Raw genomic sequence first — 19,012 nt, forward strand, 5'->3', positions numbered from 1 at the left:
GCCAATAAAAACAATATCTTAATCAATCTCATATCAATTTCATTATTTTTGAGAAGCGGGTTGTACAGGAAGCGGGGGATCAGAATCATTGCTTTCTTCCCTTATCAGTCCCGGATCCTTCAAACATTTTGCGACCAGGAAGTTTTGGGGATCATCTCTGTATTTCAGTTCTTTAGCCGGCTTCTGTTTTATTTTAACATATGGATAAATGATCCTGAGATGCTGATCGTTTGTACTATTCTTTTTTTCGTATTGATTTTTATTTTTGTTAAAAGAATAAGTTCCGAGGTCTATTTTATCCTGAACAACATGATAATCTTCATTCAAATATATCTTATCCTGATCGAAAATTGAATATATTTTGTCGAATTTCGCCAGTATATTTTCCGGTTTTTCTTCTTCAATATCAGTAGTATTTCCCAACTTAAGCGGTGAGCGGCGCACGAGGTTACTATCTTTAATGTGTCCCTCCTTAATCGTAATGATGCCATTAAGTTCAGAAATATCCTGTTCTTTTTCCAGAAAGAATAACACCAGATCGTTGCTCATATTGTCCAGCGGAAATACATTTACAACATCAGCGTTATTTTTTACGATCAGATCCTGTACTTTATTTTGAAACGGAATGAAGTAACCAGTTTGTCCGCAATCTTCGGTAAGGCGGACAGGACGCAGAATATCTGATTCTGTACTCATGTATATCTTGTTCCGGATGATCTGCTGATCGGTAATAATCAATCGGTTTTCACCAGAAGTTTTCCTACTATATAAGAGGTATTCTGATTTTTGATGGATAGGATTAAAAATCAAAGCATTATTTTGTATTGACGCTCTTCCAATAGCAACCGTGGACGCTCCTATCGCAACAAACCGGTTATCAGGAAAAATATACAGATAAATCTGCTTTTCTCCAAAATAATATTGTCCGGTTATGTCTGGCGTTTTCTGACCATAATTATAATTAAAAATGAGTACTAAAAATAAATAGATCAATCTTTTCAGCTTATCCATCCTGTATATTCCTTTTTCTGTATTTCGCTTCCAATGCGCCTCTTTCCTTAGGAGCATTATCATTAGGTCTTGTATCTAACCCAATCTGATTGGTCTTAGCAGACCAATGAAGGTACTGATTTCTAAGTATTTTCAGATCTTCTTTATCGATATGCCCTAAATAGGAAATAGCTTTAATATCCTTTATATAACGGGAAGATAAAGAGGTATCCCCTGAATTATATGCTTCTATATATTTATTCCGGACATCATTGCATGCATTCATATATGTGGATAACTGCGAATAGATCTTCTTCATAAAGCTGTCATTTATTTTATGATTTTTTTCGATGACATCTTCCAGATACTTAATATCATTATTTCTGGAATAATGAAACATTTGGTTTAAGGGAATTTTATCATACAAATTGGAAAGCTTCCTTGTTCCTACCAAACCGTAATATTGTGCTCCTTTATTCCACCACCGGTCATAATTGACGTCTTTTTGGTAAAAATATTTAATTTTCAATTGGTCTTCATGATACCAACCTTCTTCTACAACAATTTTTTTAAATGCTTCACACTCTTTATGCGTTTCTACATTCTGATAAGGATCATAAGGATCACAATACAACACGGAAATTTCTTCTCCAATGCCGTAGGACCCTCCAATATCGGAGTGAACTCCCGGAAGGGTAAATTCCAGACCATACAATCCTGTACTATTGATGTTCGTAAGGTCAAAATTATCCCTATACTCATCATCAGAAGCCAACTGCAGGGCAAACTGTACTTTCCCTCTTCCAATGGTATCCAGCCCCAGCTGTTTGGTATCATTATCAATACCAAAGCCCCCTCTGTGATTAAGTCCATAGGACGCTACCGTATCGTATAGCCCGGCGAATCTGAACCTGATCTCTTTAATCTCCAGTCCCTGCGCCAGGAGACAAGCTCCAAAATAACCATGTTGATTTATAAATGCATCTTTGGATCCATCTTTATCACTGATGGTCAGATATCCGTCTTTGATGTCTTCAGGTGGAAAAACCTGCAGGACTTTTCCAAAGTTAGAGTAAGAGACATAAGCTTTTGAGTTGGCTACATGTACAAAATGTCTTGCCGCCGCTGCTCCGCGGCTAAACCCGAACACATTTACAGTAAGAATATTGATCGGCCTAATGTTATTTTTTAATTTATCTACAATCGCCTGTGCTCCTTTTAAACATCCTTTAGCCACCTTGGCGACTACTCCTGTGCTTCCGGTACCTTGTGCAACTCCTTTCAGGATACTATCGCTTTCTTTATCTTCTGTTCCGATCCCCTCAATGTACCACGACACCTGGTTATCCGCATTGGGATCTATAGCGTCATATCCTTTCGCTACGTTCGTAAATTCATTGTTGTAGCTATCATCCTTATCGCTGCTGGCTTCCTTAAAACCTCCACCCAGCATGGTATTGGTTTTATTATTCTGGGTTCCGTCAAAAAAAAGATTCAAGCTGATATCAATCGAATTTACAGGCTTATCATTGGGGTTTACTTTTTGTGCCTGTCCATAGCTTACCCCGGAATCCTTGCCTTTCTGCTCTACCGAAACCGAACTGTTATGTTCTATGCCTTCCTTGGCGTAGGTTAAATAATTCCCTCCGGTTCTCGTAGTCGTCTTACCTTCTACAAAATACTCGATGCTCATGACTAGTGATTTTTAGATTTCTCACCACTATTGTTTTGAACTTCTTTTTCAGCGTGATGTTCTACTTTTCCTTCACTATTGACCTCAACTCCTTTTAAGCTGGTCAGCTTGTGTTCTTTTTCTCCGTATACCTCCATGTCCCCTTTCACATAATGGCTCATTTTTCCAATGACATTGGTTGTAAAATCCGCCCCGGTAGTCACATATTTCATAGACCCTACGCTTTCCGTATTATTGAGCATTATTTTATCCATTTTGTTCATCCCGACATAGGTATTCATATTTTCTCCAACATTAATATTCATATTCCGGCAGTTCAATGTCATGGTTTCAGGAGCTGTGATTGTGATGTTACTTCCGGTGGTGTCCAAATGGATCTTATTTCCCGATTTATCCGTAATAATGATGCTTTCATCTTCCGTAAAAATAATACGGTGCCCACTTCTTGTCTGAATGGATTTTACACGGTTATCTACTCCTCCTCCTAAACCTACACCACCATGAAACATTCCCCCCATTACAAACGGGCGGTCAGGATGGCTGTGAACAAAATTGACCATCACCTGGTCTCCTACTTCCGGTATGGCTACGTAGCCTCTGTTTTGAGTAATCTGATCCGTTCCCCCTGCATCAGGAGTCATTACGCGGATAAAATGGGTAATATCATTAGTCTGCCAGTCAAATCTTACTTGTACCCGTCCCTGGTTTTCAGGATCGGCATTGGAAATTACGGTGGCAATCTGTGGTTCTGCTTTCGGAATTTTAAAATCCGGTTTTGGTAAAAATCCGGTGTCCGATGCAATGCCTTCAAAGCTTCCCTGATAATGACCGATTGTATCGATCTCGTGGGTGGTTTCGGTGATCATAATCCTGGTGAAATAATCACTTTCATTGGTATCAGGCTTACGCATCTGCACATCTACAATACATCCCGGATGTAAAAAAGGAACCGTAGTTTTTCCGGAAATGGAAAAAACACTTACCGCTTCACTCCCCGCAGCACTTTTCTGGGAATATTCCACATCAAGGTGTGTTGACGCTTTTACAGGTGCTACCTGCAGAGCCGGTGTTTTGAAGATTTTATCATTATGGGCATACGCTGTTTTGGCAAGATCACTTACATGCTGAATCGGTGTTTCACCGGAAGTAAGCTTTTCATTTCTACTGCTGTTGTATCCATAAAACTGAGGCTTTGTATGAACTGCTTTCAGTTCTACTTTTACATCATTGGCATTACTCCCGTAGGTAAGTTTGATCGGTTTATTTTGAGCAGGAAGCTTTCCAAAGTGCAAGACTTCTCCATCATAGAAAAATTGTTCACCGTAAGCTTCCGCCATTCTCGCCAGATAGTTATAATGGGTTTCATCATACTGGCTGCTATAAACAATCTGGGAATAATCATTAGTATCTATCCTGATATCAAACCGGCTTTTATCGATGCCCTGCTTAATCACTTCCTCTGCAATAATCCCCATATTAACGGCCTGGTCACCTCCAAAACTTTGAATATGCGGAGCACCGTCCAAAAGGATGGTAGGGCTATATCCTGTTAAAACAATGTTCCCAAGGCTCATTTGCTCCTGGCTGAATCCCACTCCTGTAATTACTCCCACAAACGTTCTTTCGGGGCTGTTTTCTATGTCTTTGTAAGAAATCACAGCTGTAAGACGCTTACCCAAAAATTTATTGGCTTCTTCCAAAGTATGTGTTTGTCTTCCTCCAAGTGCATCGTGCGCTAAAGTAAGCGTAAACTCGTGGTGACGTTGTGCACTTTGCTTCAAAGTGAAATGCTTATAGTATCTGATCACATTTCCTTCGATCACAAGAGACAATTTTACGAGACGGTTGATCCCCGTATGATGGCTCTCCGAAACGCGATCAGCATTTTGTGAAGGACGAAAAGAAGGATTTTGGGATATGTTGGGTGATTTTGTTTTCATATAAACTGCATTTGGATCGTTAAACATTATTATTAAACCTTAATCATTACTTTATTTCTTCCTGACAGAGCGGCTCAGTATTTTATTCTTTTTTAAAAGAAAATCAGGCATGAGATCTACCGGCAGATAGAATATGCTTTCGCCGCTTTGCTTGAGCTCATCCATGATTCCCGGATTCCAGGTAAGTATTTTATCTACATCTACATCCAGTTCTTCGGCTATAATACTTAAGTCAAACCCGGCATTGATATCTGTTTCAGCTAAATTAGGTGCGGTATATTGGCCTGTTCTGTTTTCAAATATCATATTCATGCGTGAATTGTTATAATCATTCAGTACGCTTTGTAATTCACCTGTGGCATAGCAGGCATTTAAATATTTTTTAACATGGTTTATTGTTTCTCCGGGAAGATATTTACTAAAAATATGATATTGCGAAGATCCCGCAGCATCCATTGCTCTTGAAATATTACCCTCGCCACAGTTATAAGCAGCAACTACAGTTACCCAGTTGTTGTATTTTTTGTATAGCTTCCCCAGGGAAATCACTGCTGTTTTGGTACTTCTGTATAAATCTGAACGGCTTTGCTCAGAAAGACCGTATTGATTGGCATGTGCCGTCATAAACTGCCATACACCTACCGCGCCGGCACCGGAAATTTGTTTCCGGTCAAAACCGGATTCAATCAGGGCTAAATTTCTAAGATGCCTTGGTAACCCTTTTTGAGAAAGTGAATATTCTATAAATTCTACGATCTCTTTGTTCGAACTGATGATACTTTTATATCTTCTCACACTGTTTTCGGAAGTATCAGAAGCTGAAAGAAACTGCCCATTTACAAAATGAGAAGAAATCAGCAACAACATTCCGGCTACAATATGTTTGAAATTAAATTTCATTGTACTAATAACTATTTTAAATTAAAAATAAAAACATTTTAAAATGGATTTATCTTAACACTATGCCACACTCCATGTCAATTTATCCTCTTCAGCATTCCAGCCTACATGGATTGTCTGCCCGGATTTTACTTCTTCACGAACGATCATTTTGGAAATAGGTCTGGCCAGCTGTGCACGGATAACACCTGAGATCTGCCTTGCTCCATATTTACTGCTAAAGCCTCCAAGTGCAAGATTTTTTACAGCCTCGTCACTTATTGTAAGCGTCATACCCAGTCTGGTTAATGAAGTATGGAGTGATTTCAGCTGAATATTAAAGATCCTTTCTGCAATAGATTCTGTAATTGGTGCAAAAGGAATAATCTCCGTAATCCTTGCCAAAAATTCCGGTCTGAATCTTCCGGAGTTCGACATGATCTGCATTAATGAAGATGATTCAGGAACCTTACCTTCTTCAAATTGCTTTACAATTTCTTCACTTCCGATGTTGGAAGTAAATAATATAAGGGCGTTACTGAAATCTCCTTCTTTTCCGAGTTTATCATGTACTTTACCCTCATCCATAATCTGAAGGAATACATCAAAAACTGAGTGGTGGGCTTTTTCAATTTCATCAAATAAAACCACTGTGTACGGTTGCTGTCTTATTTTATTAACCAGCATTCCTCCTTCTTCATATCCTACATATCCCGGGGGAGCCCCATAAAGCAGGGCTGCGGAATGTTCTTCTTTAAATTCAGACATATCGAAACGCACCATCGCTTTCTCATCATTAAAAAGAAGTTCTGCCATTGATTTTGCCAACTCCGTTTTTCCTGTTCCTGTAGGTCCCAGTAAGAAGAATGATCCTATTGGCTGCCCCGGCTTGTTCAGTCCGCTTCTGTTTTCAACGATAGCATCAGAAAGGATTTTTAAGGCATGATCCTGTCCGACTACACGGTTCATAAGAAGCGATTCCATATTAAGAAGTTTCTCTTTTTCCTGTGCCTGAATCTTACCTATCGGAATATTTGTTTTTGCAGCCATCACTGCGGCCAGTTCCAGACGGTCAACTTTTTCCCTTTTTATGGAAGCATGCTGAAGAAGCTCAGTATAGGTATCATCGATAATCTTTTTGATCTGGTCTACAGTCATTGAGTTATCGATCGTAGGTTGCTCACTCAACGATCCCCACAAAATAGGGCTGATCTTATCCCTTAACAAATTATAAGTCCATATCAGCTCATCTGCCTGATCCTTAGCATCAGGATATTCTTCTTTTAGAATTTCTTCATAACTTTCTTTCCAGCTTTCCAGCTCTTTTTCGGAAAGTTCATCAAGCATTTTGATGGCAGCCATAGTCCTGTCCAGCAAATCAATCGCCGCATCAGGAAGTTTTTTACCTTTTGCATAGCGCTTCGCTAAACGTACACATTCCGGAAGGGCTGTTTTTTCAACCTCAATGTTATGGTGTTTTTTGTAACCTTCAAGAAGAACATCGATCATTTTCACACAGGTTTTCTCATCCGGTTCATTTACCGTCAATACCTCAAAGCGTCTGTTAAAGGCCTGTTCAGGTTCGATGATCTTCCGGTATTCCTCCTGAGTGGTAGCTCCGATAACCGTGATCTCGCCTCTTGCTAATTCAGGCTTCAGTAAATTGGCAACATTTCCGATGCTCCCCTTTGGATCTAAAAGTGTATGAATTTCATCGATGAATAAAATAGCTTTTTCAATCTTTTTACATTCATTAATTACTTTCTTAAGGCGATCTTCAATTTCGCCTTTATAGGATGTTCCTGCCAGCAGTGCTCCTGTGTCCAACTCCAATAAGGTGGCATTTTTTAGCATTTCCGGAACATTTCCCCTGATGATTTCAGTAGCAAAGCCTTCTACTAAAGCTGTTTTACCAACTCCGGGCTCACCAATGATAATCACATTAGGTTTGCTTCTTCGGCAAAGGATCTCTACGAGCATCCTCAATTCTTTGTCCCGTCCGATAATATTTTCCAATGTTCCTTGCCTCGCCTGTGCTGTTCTGTCTACACAATAGTTTTTGATCGAAGGAAATGAGGCGTCCGTAAAATCCGAAGTATTGGAAAAAAGTGACGAAAATTCACCATCTTCCGCTGTGCCGTAAGGCATATCCTTCCTGTATAGGGCGAATATTTCATGCTCTCTTAAGGGAAGGGATTTCAACTGCTGTAATGTAAATGCAACCTGAGGCTTTACAATAGCAGTAAGGATACAAATAGGAGTGATCTCATCAAGTCCAAGTTTCAGCCTGATGTCATCTGCCTCTTCGGTAATTTTATCTACGTATTCATCTTGTCCCACATCATCAGGAAGATGGGTTGTTTTAGGGTAATCTTCTATGCGAACGTCGGCCCATTCGTAAAAGTATCCAGGGTCTTTATCAATATTTTTCAGAAATTCGTTAAGTCCTATATCTTTGTGCATCAAAGCCTGTAAAAGATGTGGAGCTCCATATGTGGCATTATAATTTTCTCTTGCAATGGATTGTGCAATATGAAAAAGCTGTTTTACGGTTTCGTTGGTTACTAGTACTCCCATTGATAATGTTCTTATTAATATGTTTTGTGTTGTTGTATGCAAATAGTTTCACGTCTGCCTGTACAGTTCATCAGCAGGAATGTTCTTACATTAAAATATCATGAGCCTCATCAGCAATAATATGATCAGAATAGGGTCTTATTGGTAAAGTACACATCTGCAGATCCTTAATGAATCTGCCGGGTTTCTGTGATAAACGGAAAGAAATTCCGTAGGTATGTTCAGGTATCGGTAGCATATTTTTGCGATTGTGGTGAGGCTTAAAGGTAAAAAAAAATATCCAATCAGGATTTCTTTTAGGCAAAGTATTCCCTGATAAAGATTTCAGATTGTCTTTTCTGTGGGTATCTAAATTATCTCAGGCAAAAAAGACTGTCTTTTTATGGACAGTCTTTTTCTATGAATGTGGATTAAATGTGCCTTTTTTAATTAGCTTGATGGCCATAGACCTTCATAAATACCCTGACCATAATGAATGGTCTCAGCGCTTACGATAAAGCTGATCAGCATACTGTTTTCATCTACTGCATCGAAATCTACTTCATGCTGAATAACATATCCGTTTTCCCACTTTAAAGTAATTAAAGTACCTTCTTCATGAGATTTGTTAAATGTAACTTCTCCGGTGGTCGGCTTATATTTTCCATTAAGTAAGCTTTCCAGAATATCAGATTTTTCCGTTGCCTCTACTGTAAGTTTTATAAGTGCATTTGAAGGATCTGATGCTACCCTTCCCGATACATCTGTAGATCTGGAAACGCTATAGTTAAGTTTTAATAGTTTTTGACCCTCGCCTCCGTTGAATTTTAAAATCCCTCTAGAATTTGCTGCCATGATTGTAAATTTTTAATCGTTAATTGTATATTGTAACTCAATGAATGTACAACAAATATAGTACCCCTGCTGCTTTTATAAAAGTTTTCAAATGGATTTTTACAAATTTGTAGTAGTTCTACGATCATCGATGTAGCAACATTTTAGAACTCCCTGGCAATGATTCTTTTGCAATAATCCGGAATTGATAATCCGGAGATATTTCTTCAGGATTTCAATATGTGTAAATACAAAAAAGGCGGAAATAATTCCGCCCTATAATTGATTTTAATGTTTTGTATACTCTGGTTCCTCTACCGGAAGCATGGTCGGCATAAAATATTCATTTAGCCAATAGAAAGTCTGTCCGTTTTGCTGGATTTTCACCGCCGGATTATTTCTGTGAGTAAGCAATCTTTCTCCCAATTCTTTGTAGTTAAGGAAATATTTTCTTACTGTTTCATTTAGAACGATCTTAGATTTTCTCCAGCCCTTAAGCTTATATTTTGACATTAGTTCTTCTTCAGACAAATCGAAACCTGTCGTCAATCCCACTACATAAGACATAGGCTGCTCGTAAAGATCACCTTTATCTATGAATGTTGTTGTCGGATTATATTTTTTAACAAGACGAACATATTCTTTAATTGCTTTTGACTGGTTGAAGTCTGCTCTTGCCGGACCAGTTTTCTCATATACTTCCCTATAGAAAGCTTTTAGGTTATCATATTCTGTTTCAGAGATCAGAATTCCTTTTTCAAGACCTGGTTTATAATCTTTAAGATCTTTTGGAATATACCCTTTTACCAGGAACGGACTTCCGTAATTGATCAGCTGAGCGGCAATTCCCGCCGGAACGCGATTGGTAAGTCCCGGATACAGATATTTATATTTCAGATCCACATCTGTTCTTCCCGCTCCTACTGAGGAATGGAAATAAGCATTCAGGGAATTATCTATCGACATATTATCCATGGTTACCTGTGAAATTAAACTATCAACTGATTTTTTCAGATAGCCCGGTGTCGTTACATCTCCTTTTTTAGGGAATATTACAAATCCCTGAGACATACTTTGCTTTGGATAATCTAAAGAGAAGAAGCCTTCATCTCCTTCCACAAGGTTAAAGTTATTCTTAGTTAAAACATCATTCTGGTTAATGATTTTTTGCTTTTTCAGCTCGGCAATATTTTTTGCCGTATTGGAAACAACATTTTGCCCCAGCAAAACGAAGTCATTATACGTATCAGATGATCTAGAACTCGTCTGGAACATGATCAGCCTTGCCTGTGCTTGCGTAAGAGAATTGATTACGCCATACATATTCCCGCTCTGGTTGGCAGATGTCCCCACTGTAATTACAAGGTTCGTTTCATCAGGAACCGTTGAAAGAAGATTTCCTGCCGCCGTTAAACCTTCACTTACGGGTTGATATCCACTGTTGGTAGGACAATTCATCTCATTAATCTTATCTTCTATGAAAGTGATTATTTTACTGTAATCAGCATTTAAGCTGGAAACAGCTACATTATCTCCGCAAGAATTGTTTTTATAGAGAACCACTCCATATTTTACAGAATTGAAATAAGAAGGCTTTTCAAATCTTAACTGCAGGTCCTGTAACAGGGACTTTACAATCGGAGCATAGAGTGCATTAGGTGCACTGATATCTAAAGCAAAAACAATGTTGATGTTTTTATTTCTTTCCGTGATCTCACGATAACGATCAAAATAAATAGGTTCTCCCAATACATTTAGGACATAGTTCTTACTGTAGTCCAGGATATTGGTAAAATATTTGGTTTTAGAATCCGGAGTTGGCGCTTCTTTTAATGCAAGCTTAACAGGGTAAATATTTTCAAGTGGCGTTCTCTTATTAACATCCGTAAGAAGAATTGCAGTCCTGCTTGCGGCATCACTACCTCCCGGCGCTCCTTCATGTAACCCTAAAGCAGTTTCCGTAACACCGGTTGTATTCTTCATTTTTACTGCAGAACGTTCCCCCCATGCTGAAATCACATTGGAACTTACCCAGCCATATAATCCTGTACTGATACTATCGATGTCAATATTCGGTTTTTTACCCACTAAAAATCTTTTGTTATTCTCAGCTTGTTTGTAAACATATACAATTTGACCGTTAGGTATCTTTACATTCGCATTTTCGATCAGACTTGGAGAGTTGAACACCATGATCGAATCATTTTTGTAATATCTTTCAGCACTTCTGATAACATCACTATTGCTTGGTACCACAGCAACCCTTACCGGATAACCTGTCTTTTCATCTTTTAAGGAGCTGTTCCAAAGCAATAGCTCGGATTCAGGAATCCATCCATAGGTCTTAATAGCCTTCGAAGAAACCTTTTTCATTAAAGCATCCGGAATATACTCGGCTACTTTTACCATGCCGTCTCTATGCTTTAAGACCATTAAAGGTTCTAAGAATTTTACTTCTTTATATGATTTTTCGTCATTTTTATCAAGATAAGCCGTATTTCTGGAACGATCCGAAATGGCAATCCATGGAACGGACTTCTTTGGATAACCATTCATCACTGAGGCATTATCAATTTGCCCGTATTGAGTTGGCTCCGGAGTTCTTTTCGATGGTAATTTTACCTGACAGCTCGTCAGTAAAAATGAAACTCCGATATAATATGCTGCTAGAGGAAATTTATTTTTCATCCTATTTTCTTTTATAATTTGGTGTGCCCGATACAGGGTTGTAATTATTTACTTTGGTTAATATCCACTTTGGTTACACAATTCTGTGTATCATCAAAATTTACCTTAACGGTCTGAATAACATTATTTTTATCAAACTGAAGTCCCGCGCAATACATGTAAAAGTTATTTACTTTACTGTCATTCACCTTCACAACCGTATTCTCATTATTACAAAGGTATTTCTGAAGAAGGTAATTATAGTGTGAATTGAAATTACTCCCGTTGGCAATCTGCTGCAAATGATATTTAAAATCATTATCGATTTTTGCATAAGCGTCTTCTACGCTTACATCCTGATCATTTAATGCATCATAAGAAGGATCAATTCTAATGTGGTGTATAATCGGTTCAATGCTTTCATCCGTGTATAAAGTAACAATATAATCTCCCGGTTCTTTATAGGAGTAGATTGCTAGCTTATCTTTAGAATCCGTAGTTCCGCTTTCCCCGAATTTCCAGCTGAACTGTTTAGCATCGGAGATCGCACGAAACTGTACATTCTCGAATTGCATAGCCCGTAATGGTGCATCTATGGTTGTTTTTACCATCGCTGTATCTTTTGCTTTCTGAATTGCTCTGGCAGAAACCAGTACAGGGAAGGATTTAGAGTATTTATTATCGATAATAAGCGTTACCGGATAATATCCCGGTTTGTTATAAAAGTGGATACCACTGCTTTTCTCAGAAGTTGTCCCGTCTCCGAAGTTCCATTTTTTGCTTTTGGCAAATTGTGTTTTATCTTCAAATACCAATGTATCCCCTACACTTAATGTAGATGGATATACAACCCCTACAATATCATCTGCAGAATGAATGACCTTTTTCTGCAACCAGAGTGCAACAAGAGCCGCAATCAGCAATGTCGCTATAACACCGATAATAATGTTCTTTTTGTTCTTTTGAAAATAATTCATAGTTATAATGTGATGTGTGATTGATTGAGTATTAGTTTTTACCGTCTACTGGGTTCTTTCTTTTAATGCATTCTGTCGCTGAAAGACACGGTCTTTGGTTTCTTTAAGTCCGATCAGGCAATCCTGATACTGTTTTTGAAAGAGTTTGATATCTTCTGTAGTTCTTGAGATGATCTTTTTGTCCTCAAAATACATTTTATAGAATTGTGCAATCTGAGGATAAGCATCTTTTCTGATGTCTATATATTCCGGACCAAAGCTGTTATTAATATCATTAATCCCTGTCTGAATAGAATTTTCCACAAAAGGTTCTGTAGTTTCATCCGTAAGTCTGCTTACCTGGATGAAAGTACTATCCTGCAAACGCTGGGTTAATTTTTGTTGCTGATCAAATTTGGCTTTTTGTTCAAGTTTCTGAATGGCAATGATATCATCTTCAGAAAATGGCGATTTGAATCTTTTCAGGAAAATAATTCCTAAAAATATGAGTGCTGCCAAAAGCATTAAAATCAAATAAAAAAATTGATATTGCTTTTCTTTTTTGGATAATGTGATGTGTCCCTGCATAACTTATCTTTTTCTTCGACTTCCTGTAAACTTTCTGGTAGGATCTATCTTCAGTACCTTTTCCATACTTCCTACTTTCCCCATGCATCCGTTGACATCTCTTATTGCAATTTTTTTCTGGTTGGAAACCTCTACAATACGATTTTTCAAAGTCAGCATCGGACTTATTTGTTTCATTAAGACCGCATAATGTTTAAAATTATCCGCACTGTCTTTTCCCATAATGTTTTTAGCATTATTCACATTGTCTATAATATCATTTCTTAGGAAAATATCATTTTCCACTCTGTTGAGCCTGCTCATTCTGCTGAAAATAGTATCCACCTGAACTCTAAGAATATCGCTGCGGCCCAGTAATTCTCTGTAGGCTTCCGCATCACGGCTTACCCCTTCCGTTTGGGCATCATAGCTTTTAAAAAAGAAAAATACGCTGGTGAAAGAAACAGCAGCCAGGACAACAAAAGACAGAACAAACTTCCAAATGCCTATTCTGACGTCTGATTTATTTAATTTTTTCTCTCTATTTGAAGACATATTTTGTGGTTTGTTTGGGTCTGTGAAAGTATAAAAAAAAAATTTCCTGCACAATATCTATCTTTTCCGTGATATAACGGATCATTTTTCATTTAAATTAAGATTAATTTTAACTTTAATAAGTTTTTATTAATTTAGACCCCTAAATTTAATTATCATAAGCCAAATCGATATTAAATATTAACGTGAGTAAAATATTAACTAATACTGTGCGATTCTCAATAGCAGACAGCGATTTTTATTTTAAAAAAATACTTGTCAAAACGCTTTTGGAAAACCCGTTTTACATGCTTCTCAATGATTGTAATAACGGGCATGAACTCGTAAACAGAATTTACAGAAGACAGGAAGACGTCTTTATCATTGAACTATTTATGCCTGTATTAAGCGGAATTGAAGCGATAAAATACATCCGTAAAAGCAATTCCGAAACTCCCATTATTACCTATTCAGGAACCTATCAGGAAGATATGGCTGAAATACTTTCCAAAATTCCCAATATCTATTATTGCGAAAAGAAAAGTAATATCATTCGAGATATCATAAAAGGACAGGTAGCGTCAGACACCTTCAACTATGAAGCATATTCCAAAGAATGGGAACAGCAACCCCTTGCTGTTATGGAGTATATGGAACGGCAAAAAAAGAGCCAGGAAGAGCTTTCTTCCACAGAGATCCAGCTGATGAAATTTTGCTATGAAGGCTTTAGTAATAAGGAAATCGGAGAGAAACTTAATCTTAGTACGAGAACGATTGATACCTACATCAACAGGTTAACGGAAAAACTGGGACTAAAGACAAAACTTCACCTGATCCGCTTTTGCGTAGAAAACGGATATTACAATTCCAGCATGTAAAAAACATCATTACGTAATATATATAGAGAGTAAATATAAAACCATCAACCGTTTACCGAAATTTTTTTTACCACTAATTTGCTAGTATTCAATTTTTTTAACTAAATTTGCACACCTAAAATTTAAAATTAAAAAAGGAAATGACAAAGGCAGAATTGGTAAACACCATCTCAAATAAGTTGGGAACAGAAAAGAATGAAACACAGAAAGTTGTAGAAGCTTTTATGCAGGAGATCAGAACTTCTATGTATAATGGAGATAACGTTTATCTAAGAGGTTTTGGTTCTTTTATAATTAAAACAAGGGCTGCTAAAACAGGAAGAAACATTTCTAAAAACACTGCAATTGAGATCCCTGCTCACAATATTCCTGCTTTCAAACCATCAAAATCTTTTGTTGAGAAAGTAAAAACTAAAGTTGCAGTAAAATAAAAATTAACTGAATATTAACTAGTTACTAAAAAATTTAAAATTATGCCAAGCGGAAAGAAAAGAAAAAGACACAAGGTTGCAACTCACAAAAGAAAGAAAAGAAGAAGAGCGAACAGACATAAGAAAAAATAATCTCCTTTTTCGAGATTTAAAAATATATTAATATAGTTGGTGTTTTTAATTTTTTAATCTACACCGACTATATTTTTATTTATAACTATAGGATTCCCAAAAGATCGGGACAGGTTTTATTTCATTGAAATAAATAACACAACTTTCATTATGAATTCGTAAATTTATACATGCATTTATTAAAGAAAACCATGCCTGTTTCCTATAATCTTAACAATTTTATCTTATAACAAAATGAAGAAAGAACTAATAGTTTCGCATGAGGATGAACTTACAAAGATTGCATTACTGGAAGACGGAAGACTATGTGAACTTCATGAGGAAGAGGACAAAAGTGATTTTATAGTTGGAGACTTATTTATAGGAAAGGTAAAAAAGCTGGCACCTAACCTTAATGCCGCATTCGTAAATATAGGTTACGACAAAGATGCGTTTCTGCATTATCAGGACCTGGGGCCACAATATCTTACTTATAGAAAATTTTTAAAGGACACCATTTCTAAAAAGCAAAGTTCTTCAAGCTTAAAAAATTTCGAGATACAACCCGAAATAGACAAAAACGGAACTGTGGATAAGGTCATTGCAAAGGATGACATTGTCCTGCTGCAGATTACCAAAGAGCCTATCTCCACAAAAGGGCCAAGGATCTCTACCCAGGTATCTTTAACAGGACGTTTTTTGGTTTTAATTCCTTTCGACAACAAAGTTTCTATCTCCAAAAAGATTAAAAGCTTTGAGGAAAAAGAAAGACTAAGAACTCTTATCGAGAGTATCAAACCTGAAGGTTTTGGTGTGATCATAAGAACCGTTGCCGAAGGAAAAAAAGTGGCAGACCTGCATAACGATATGAATCAGCTGATTCAGAAATGGGAAAGTACTTTTAAAAATATCCAGAAAAATAAAGTTCCATCTAAGGTCTTAAGCGAAGAAGATAAGGCTTCAGCTATTTTAAGGGACAATTTTAATCAGGATTTCGTAAGTATCATTTGTGATGATGAACAAATGGTAGAAGAAATGAAAAATTATGTAGAAGTAATTGCTCCTGAAAGAAAAAATATTGTTCAGTTTTATGATTCTCACATTCCTCTTCTGGAATATTACAATGTTGAAAAACAGCTTAAACAAAGCTTTGGAAAACACGTCAACATTCCAAGTTCTAAAGGAGCTTACCTTGTTATTGAACATACGGAAGCTTTACACGTAGTCGACGTGAACTCCGGGAATAACATTACAACCGGAAATGCAGCCAATAAAGAACACGCTCTCAACGTGAATAAAATGGCCGCAACAGAAATTGCAAGACAATTGCGCCTTCGTGATATGGGTGGTATTATTGTAATCGATTTTATCGATATGCCGAACGCCGATCACAGAAGAGATTTGTACGAACATCTGAAAGAAGAAATGAAGCGCGACAAAGCTCGCCACAAAATTTTACCTCCAAGTAAATTTGGATTGATACAGATTACCAGACAGAGAAACCGTCCGGAAAAACAAATCGAAACCAAAGAAGAAAACCCTAACAAGGACGGAGAAATCGTAGCTCCGATTGTTATTGTGGAAAGAATGGAAGAAACCATTAGAAACATCATGCAAAAGGAAAAAGGAAAACTTTACCTGCATGTACACCCATTCGTGGAAGCTTATCTTACAAAAGGAATTAAGAGCATCCAGATGAAATGGTTTGTAAAATATAAAAAATGGGTAACCATCATTCCAAGGGATTCTTTTAAATATTTGGAATACAAGATCTATAACTCTAAGAAAGAAGAAGTATCAGGATATTCCAATTAATACAAAATTACAACCTCCAGTTTTCTGGAGGTTTTTTTATTTAAATTAGTACCTGTTTTAATAAACACAAAAAACATGAACAAGGAACACCACTACTCCACTTCCATTGAATGGACCGGAAATAAAGGAACAGGTACCAGCGGCTACCGGAATTACGGCAGAAGCTATACCATCTCAATAGAAAATAAAGTTACTATTGATGGGTCTTCTGATCCGGCATTTCGGGGCGATAAGACCAAACATAACCCTGAAGAGCTTTTTTTAGCATCCTTATCTTCATGCCATATGTTATGGTATCTCCATTTTTGTTCGGAAGCGGGAGTTATCCTAACTGAATACACAGATAAAGCAACCGGAATCATGGCAGAAACCGCCAATGGAAGCGGCCATTTTACAGAAGTAACCCTACACCCTGAAATAATCGTGACGGATAAATCCATGATTGAAAAAGCGGTGGAACTTCATCAAAAAGCTAATGAATTTTGTTTCATTGCCAACTCGGTTAATTTCAAAGTAAAGCACAGCCCCACAGTACAGGTTAAACAATGATGAATTCGGCAACATTAATAGCCTATTCGCGTCCGGTATCTTTAATTTTTTCATCTTTAATTTTTCAAAACCATATGGTTAATTAATGTTAATGGCTATTCCATTCTTCAGGATATATTGCTAAATTTGAGCTATGGAAAGTTTTGGAAAAGATTTATTAAGAAAAATTAAAAGTGTGGAATTACCAGGAGAGAATGCTCACGGCGTATTTTCTCCACCTTATCGTCCTGTTTTCAATCACGATGAAATCTTAAAGAAAAATCCAAAATTCGCGGCAGTAAATATTGTTTTATATTTAAAAGATGATGAATGGTATTTCCCTCTGATTCAAAGGACCATTAATGAGCACGACAGGCACAGCGGTCAAATATCACTTCCTGGCGGAAAGCGCGAAGAAATGGACCGGGATTTTGCCGACACTGCTATTCGTGAAACTTCAGAAGAAATAGGAATAGATAAACATTACGTAAGGATCATAAGAGAGATGTCCCCTATTTATATTCCTCCAAGTAATTTTTACGTATATACCTATATTTCATATACCAAAAAGAACCCCACTTTCGTTTTACAACAAAGTGAAGCAGTAGAAACCATCGAGTTTCCTATTACTTCGTTTTTAAATCTTCCCGACCAGCCTGAAATTATGGCTCTGCCAAGTGCCGGAGGACATGAAGTTCCGGTCATTAATTTCAATGGATATATCATATGGGGAGCTACAGCAATGATATTAAGTGAATTCAGTCAGTTGCTGAAAAAAATGTAACTTTGCACAACCGTGTTTAATTGAGAGATGGCGAAGAAAAATATTTTCACCGATGCATTCGGGACACCTTACTTTTTGAAAAGGTTAGTTATTTTTATTTTAGGATTTGTTTCTTACAGAAGATTCAATGGTTTTAATAAGCTAAAAATAACCGGTACTGAACACCTTGTTGATCTGCCCGATTCCAATGTGTTGTTTGTATCCAACCATCAGACTTATTTTGCAGATGTTGCAGCAATGTACCACGCATTCTGTGCTGTAAATAATGGCTATTTAAATACCATTAAAAATCCGATCTATCTCCTCAATCCAAAGATTGATTTCTACTATGTGGCAGCAGAAGAAACCATGAACAAAGGAATTCTTCCTAAAATTTTTAAAATTGCAGGTGCTGTTACGGTAAAGAGAACATGGCGTGCGGAAGGAAAAAATGTAAACAGAATGGTAGACCTCACAGAGGTTGATAATATAATGAAGGCTCTTGATAACGGCTGGGTAGCCACCTTCCCTCAGGGTACTACTTCCGCTTTTGCACAGGGCCGTAGAGGAACAGCAAAACTGGTAAAAAACCAGCGCCCGATTGTAATTCCTATCAAGATCAATGGTTTCAGAAGAGCCTTTGATAAAAAAGGATTACGGGTAAAGGTTACCGGTGTAAAACCTACCATGGAGTTTAAGGCATCTCTCGATATTGATTATGATAAAGAAAATGCACATGAAATTTTATTAAAAATCATGACTGCCATAGAGCAAACGGAGGACTTCAATCTGCTGCACCAGTATGATGAAGAATTAAAAGCTAAAAAACTAGAGAAGAAAGATTCAGATAATTAAAAAAGGTAAATTACA

General features: G+C 37.2%; 17 protein-coding genes. 6 read left to right on the top strand and 11 right to left on the bottom strand.

What is annotated here, in order from left to right:
- Positions 1 to 42: 42 nt before the first annotated feature.
- The 11 genes from AAEU33_RS00260 to tssO (AAEU33_RS00310) all read right to left on the bottom strand — a co-directional run bounded on the left by AAEU33_RS00260 (position 43) and on the right by tssO (AAEU33_RS00310) (position 13,637).
- A complete protein-coding gene (locus tag AAEU33_RS00260) occupies positions 43 to 1,011 on the bottom strand; it encodes a hypothetical protein (protein ID WP_345990355.1) in 969 nt (322 codons plus the stop codon).
- Positions 1,004 to 2,683: a DUF2235 domain-containing protein gene (locus AAEU33_RS00265; protein WP_345990357.1), complete on the bottom strand. Its 1,680-nt coding sequence runs from the start codon at positions 2,681 to 2,683 to the stop codon at positions 1,004 to 1,006. The genes AAEU33_RS00260 and AAEU33_RS00265 overlap by 8 nt, the downstream gene beginning before the upstream one ends.
- Positions 2,684 to 2,685: 2 nt before the next feature.
- On the bottom strand, positions 2,686 to 4,623 hold the full coding sequence (locus AAEU33_RS00270; RefSeq protein ID WP_345990359.1) for a phage baseplate assembly protein V: 1,938 nt from the start codon (positions 4,621 to 4,623) through the stop codon (positions 2,686 to 2,688).
- Positions 4,624 to 4,674: 51 nt separating this feature from the next.
- A complete protein-coding gene (locus tag AAEU33_RS00275; RefSeq protein WP_345990361.1) occupies positions 4,675 to 5,523 on the bottom strand; it encodes a lytic transglycosylase domain-containing protein in 849 nt (282 codons plus the stop codon).
- A gap of 60 nt (positions 5,524 to 5,583) precedes the next feature.
- Positions 5,584 to 8,079, bottom strand: coding sequence for an ATP-dependent Clp protease ATP-binding subunit (locus AAEU33_RS00280; protein ID WP_345990363.1), 2,496 nt, complete (start codon positions 8,077 to 8,079; stop codon positions 5,584 to 5,586).
- 85 nt (positions 8,080 to 8,164) lie between these two features.
- Entirely contained in the window at positions 8,165 to 8,317 is a 153-nt protein-coding gene (locus AAEU33_RS00285) for a hypothetical protein (protein ID WP_345990365.1), read from the bottom strand.
- Positions 8,318 to 8,508: 191 nt separating this feature from the next.
- Positions 8,509 to 8,913 (bottom strand): type VI secretion system tube protein TssD, encoded by a 405-nt coding sequence (gene tssD / locus AAEU33_RS00290; protein WP_172284086.1) that lies wholly within the window; start codon positions 8,911 to 8,913, stop codon positions 8,509 to 8,511.
- Positions 8,914 to 9,180: 267 nt separating this feature from the next.
- A complete protein-coding gene (gene tssR, locus AAEU33_RS00295; RefSeq protein WP_345990368.1) occupies positions 9,181 to 11,580 on the bottom strand; it encodes a type VI secretion system protein TssR domain-containing protein in 2,400 nt (799 codons plus the stop codon).
- A 44-nt stretch (positions 11,581 to 11,624) separates the two neighbouring features.
- Complete coding sequence (locus tag AAEU33_RS00300; RefSeq protein ID WP_172284082.1) at positions 11,625 to 12,536, bottom strand: PKD domain-containing protein; 912 nt, start codon at positions 12,534 to 12,536, stop codon at positions 11,625 to 11,627.
- A 45-nt stretch (positions 12,537 to 12,581) separates the two neighbouring features.
- Complete coding sequence (gene tssO / locus AAEU33_RS00305; protein WP_172284081.1) at positions 12,582 to 13,103, bottom strand: type VI secretion system TssO; 522 nt, start codon at positions 13,101 to 13,103, stop codon at positions 12,582 to 12,584.
- Positions 13,104 to 13,106: 3 nt separating this feature from the next.
- Entirely contained in the window at positions 13,107 to 13,637 is a 531-nt protein-coding gene (gene tssO, locus AAEU33_RS00310) for a type VI secretion system TssO (RefSeq protein ID WP_172284079.1), read from the bottom strand.
- A gap of 185 nt (positions 13,638 to 13,822) precedes the next feature.
- On the opposite strand from tssO (AAEU33_RS00310), the gene AAEU33_RS00315 reads away from it, so the two are divergent.
- From AAEU33_RS00315 to AAEU33_RS00340, 6 genes are all read left to right on the top strand, one after another.
- Positions 13,823 to 14,494 (top strand): response regulator transcription factor, encoded by a 672-nt coding sequence (locus AAEU33_RS00315; RefSeq protein ID WP_172284077.1) that lies wholly within the window; start codon positions 13,823 to 13,825, stop codon positions 14,492 to 14,494.
- A 140-nt stretch (positions 14,495 to 14,634) separates the two neighbouring features.
- Complete coding sequence (locus AAEU33_RS00320; protein ID WP_002984212.1) at positions 14,635 to 14,925, top strand: HU family DNA-binding protein; 291 nt, start codon at positions 14,635 to 14,637, stop codon at positions 14,923 to 14,925.
- Between the two features lie 366 nt (positions 14,926 to 15,291).
- Positions 15,292 to 16,851, top strand: a complete 1,560-nt coding sequence (locus AAEU33_RS00325; protein WP_172284075.1) for a ribonuclease E/G — start codon at positions 15,292 to 15,294, stop codon at positions 16,849 to 16,851.
- A gap of 75 nt (positions 16,852 to 16,926) precedes the next feature.
- Positions 16,927 to 17,400, top strand: coding sequence for an OsmC family protein (locus AAEU33_RS00330; RefSeq protein WP_345990376.1), 474 nt, complete (start codon positions 16,927 to 16,929; stop codon positions 17,398 to 17,400).
- Positions 17,401 to 17,533: 133 nt separating this feature from the next.
- Positions 17,534 to 18,163 carry a CoA pyrophosphatase gene (locus AAEU33_RS00335; RefSeq protein ID WP_172284072.1) on the top strand — a complete coding sequence of 210 codons (630 nt, stop codon included), beginning with the start codon at positions 17,534 to 17,536 and terminating at the stop codon, positions 18,161 to 18,163.
- A 27-nt stretch (positions 18,164 to 18,190) separates the two neighbouring features.
- A complete protein-coding gene (locus AAEU33_RS00340; protein ID WP_345990379.1) occupies positions 18,191 to 18,997 on the top strand; it encodes a lysophospholipid acyltransferase family protein in 807 nt (268 codons plus the stop codon).
- Positions 18,998 to 19,012 lie beyond the last annotated feature (15 nt).

The sequence above is a fragment of the Chryseobacterium sp. Chry.R1 genome (genome assembly GCF_039645525.1).
Taxonomy (GTDB): Bacteria; Bacteroidota; Bacteroidia; order Flavobacteriales; family Weeksellaceae; genus Chryseobacterium; species Chryseobacterium proteolyticum.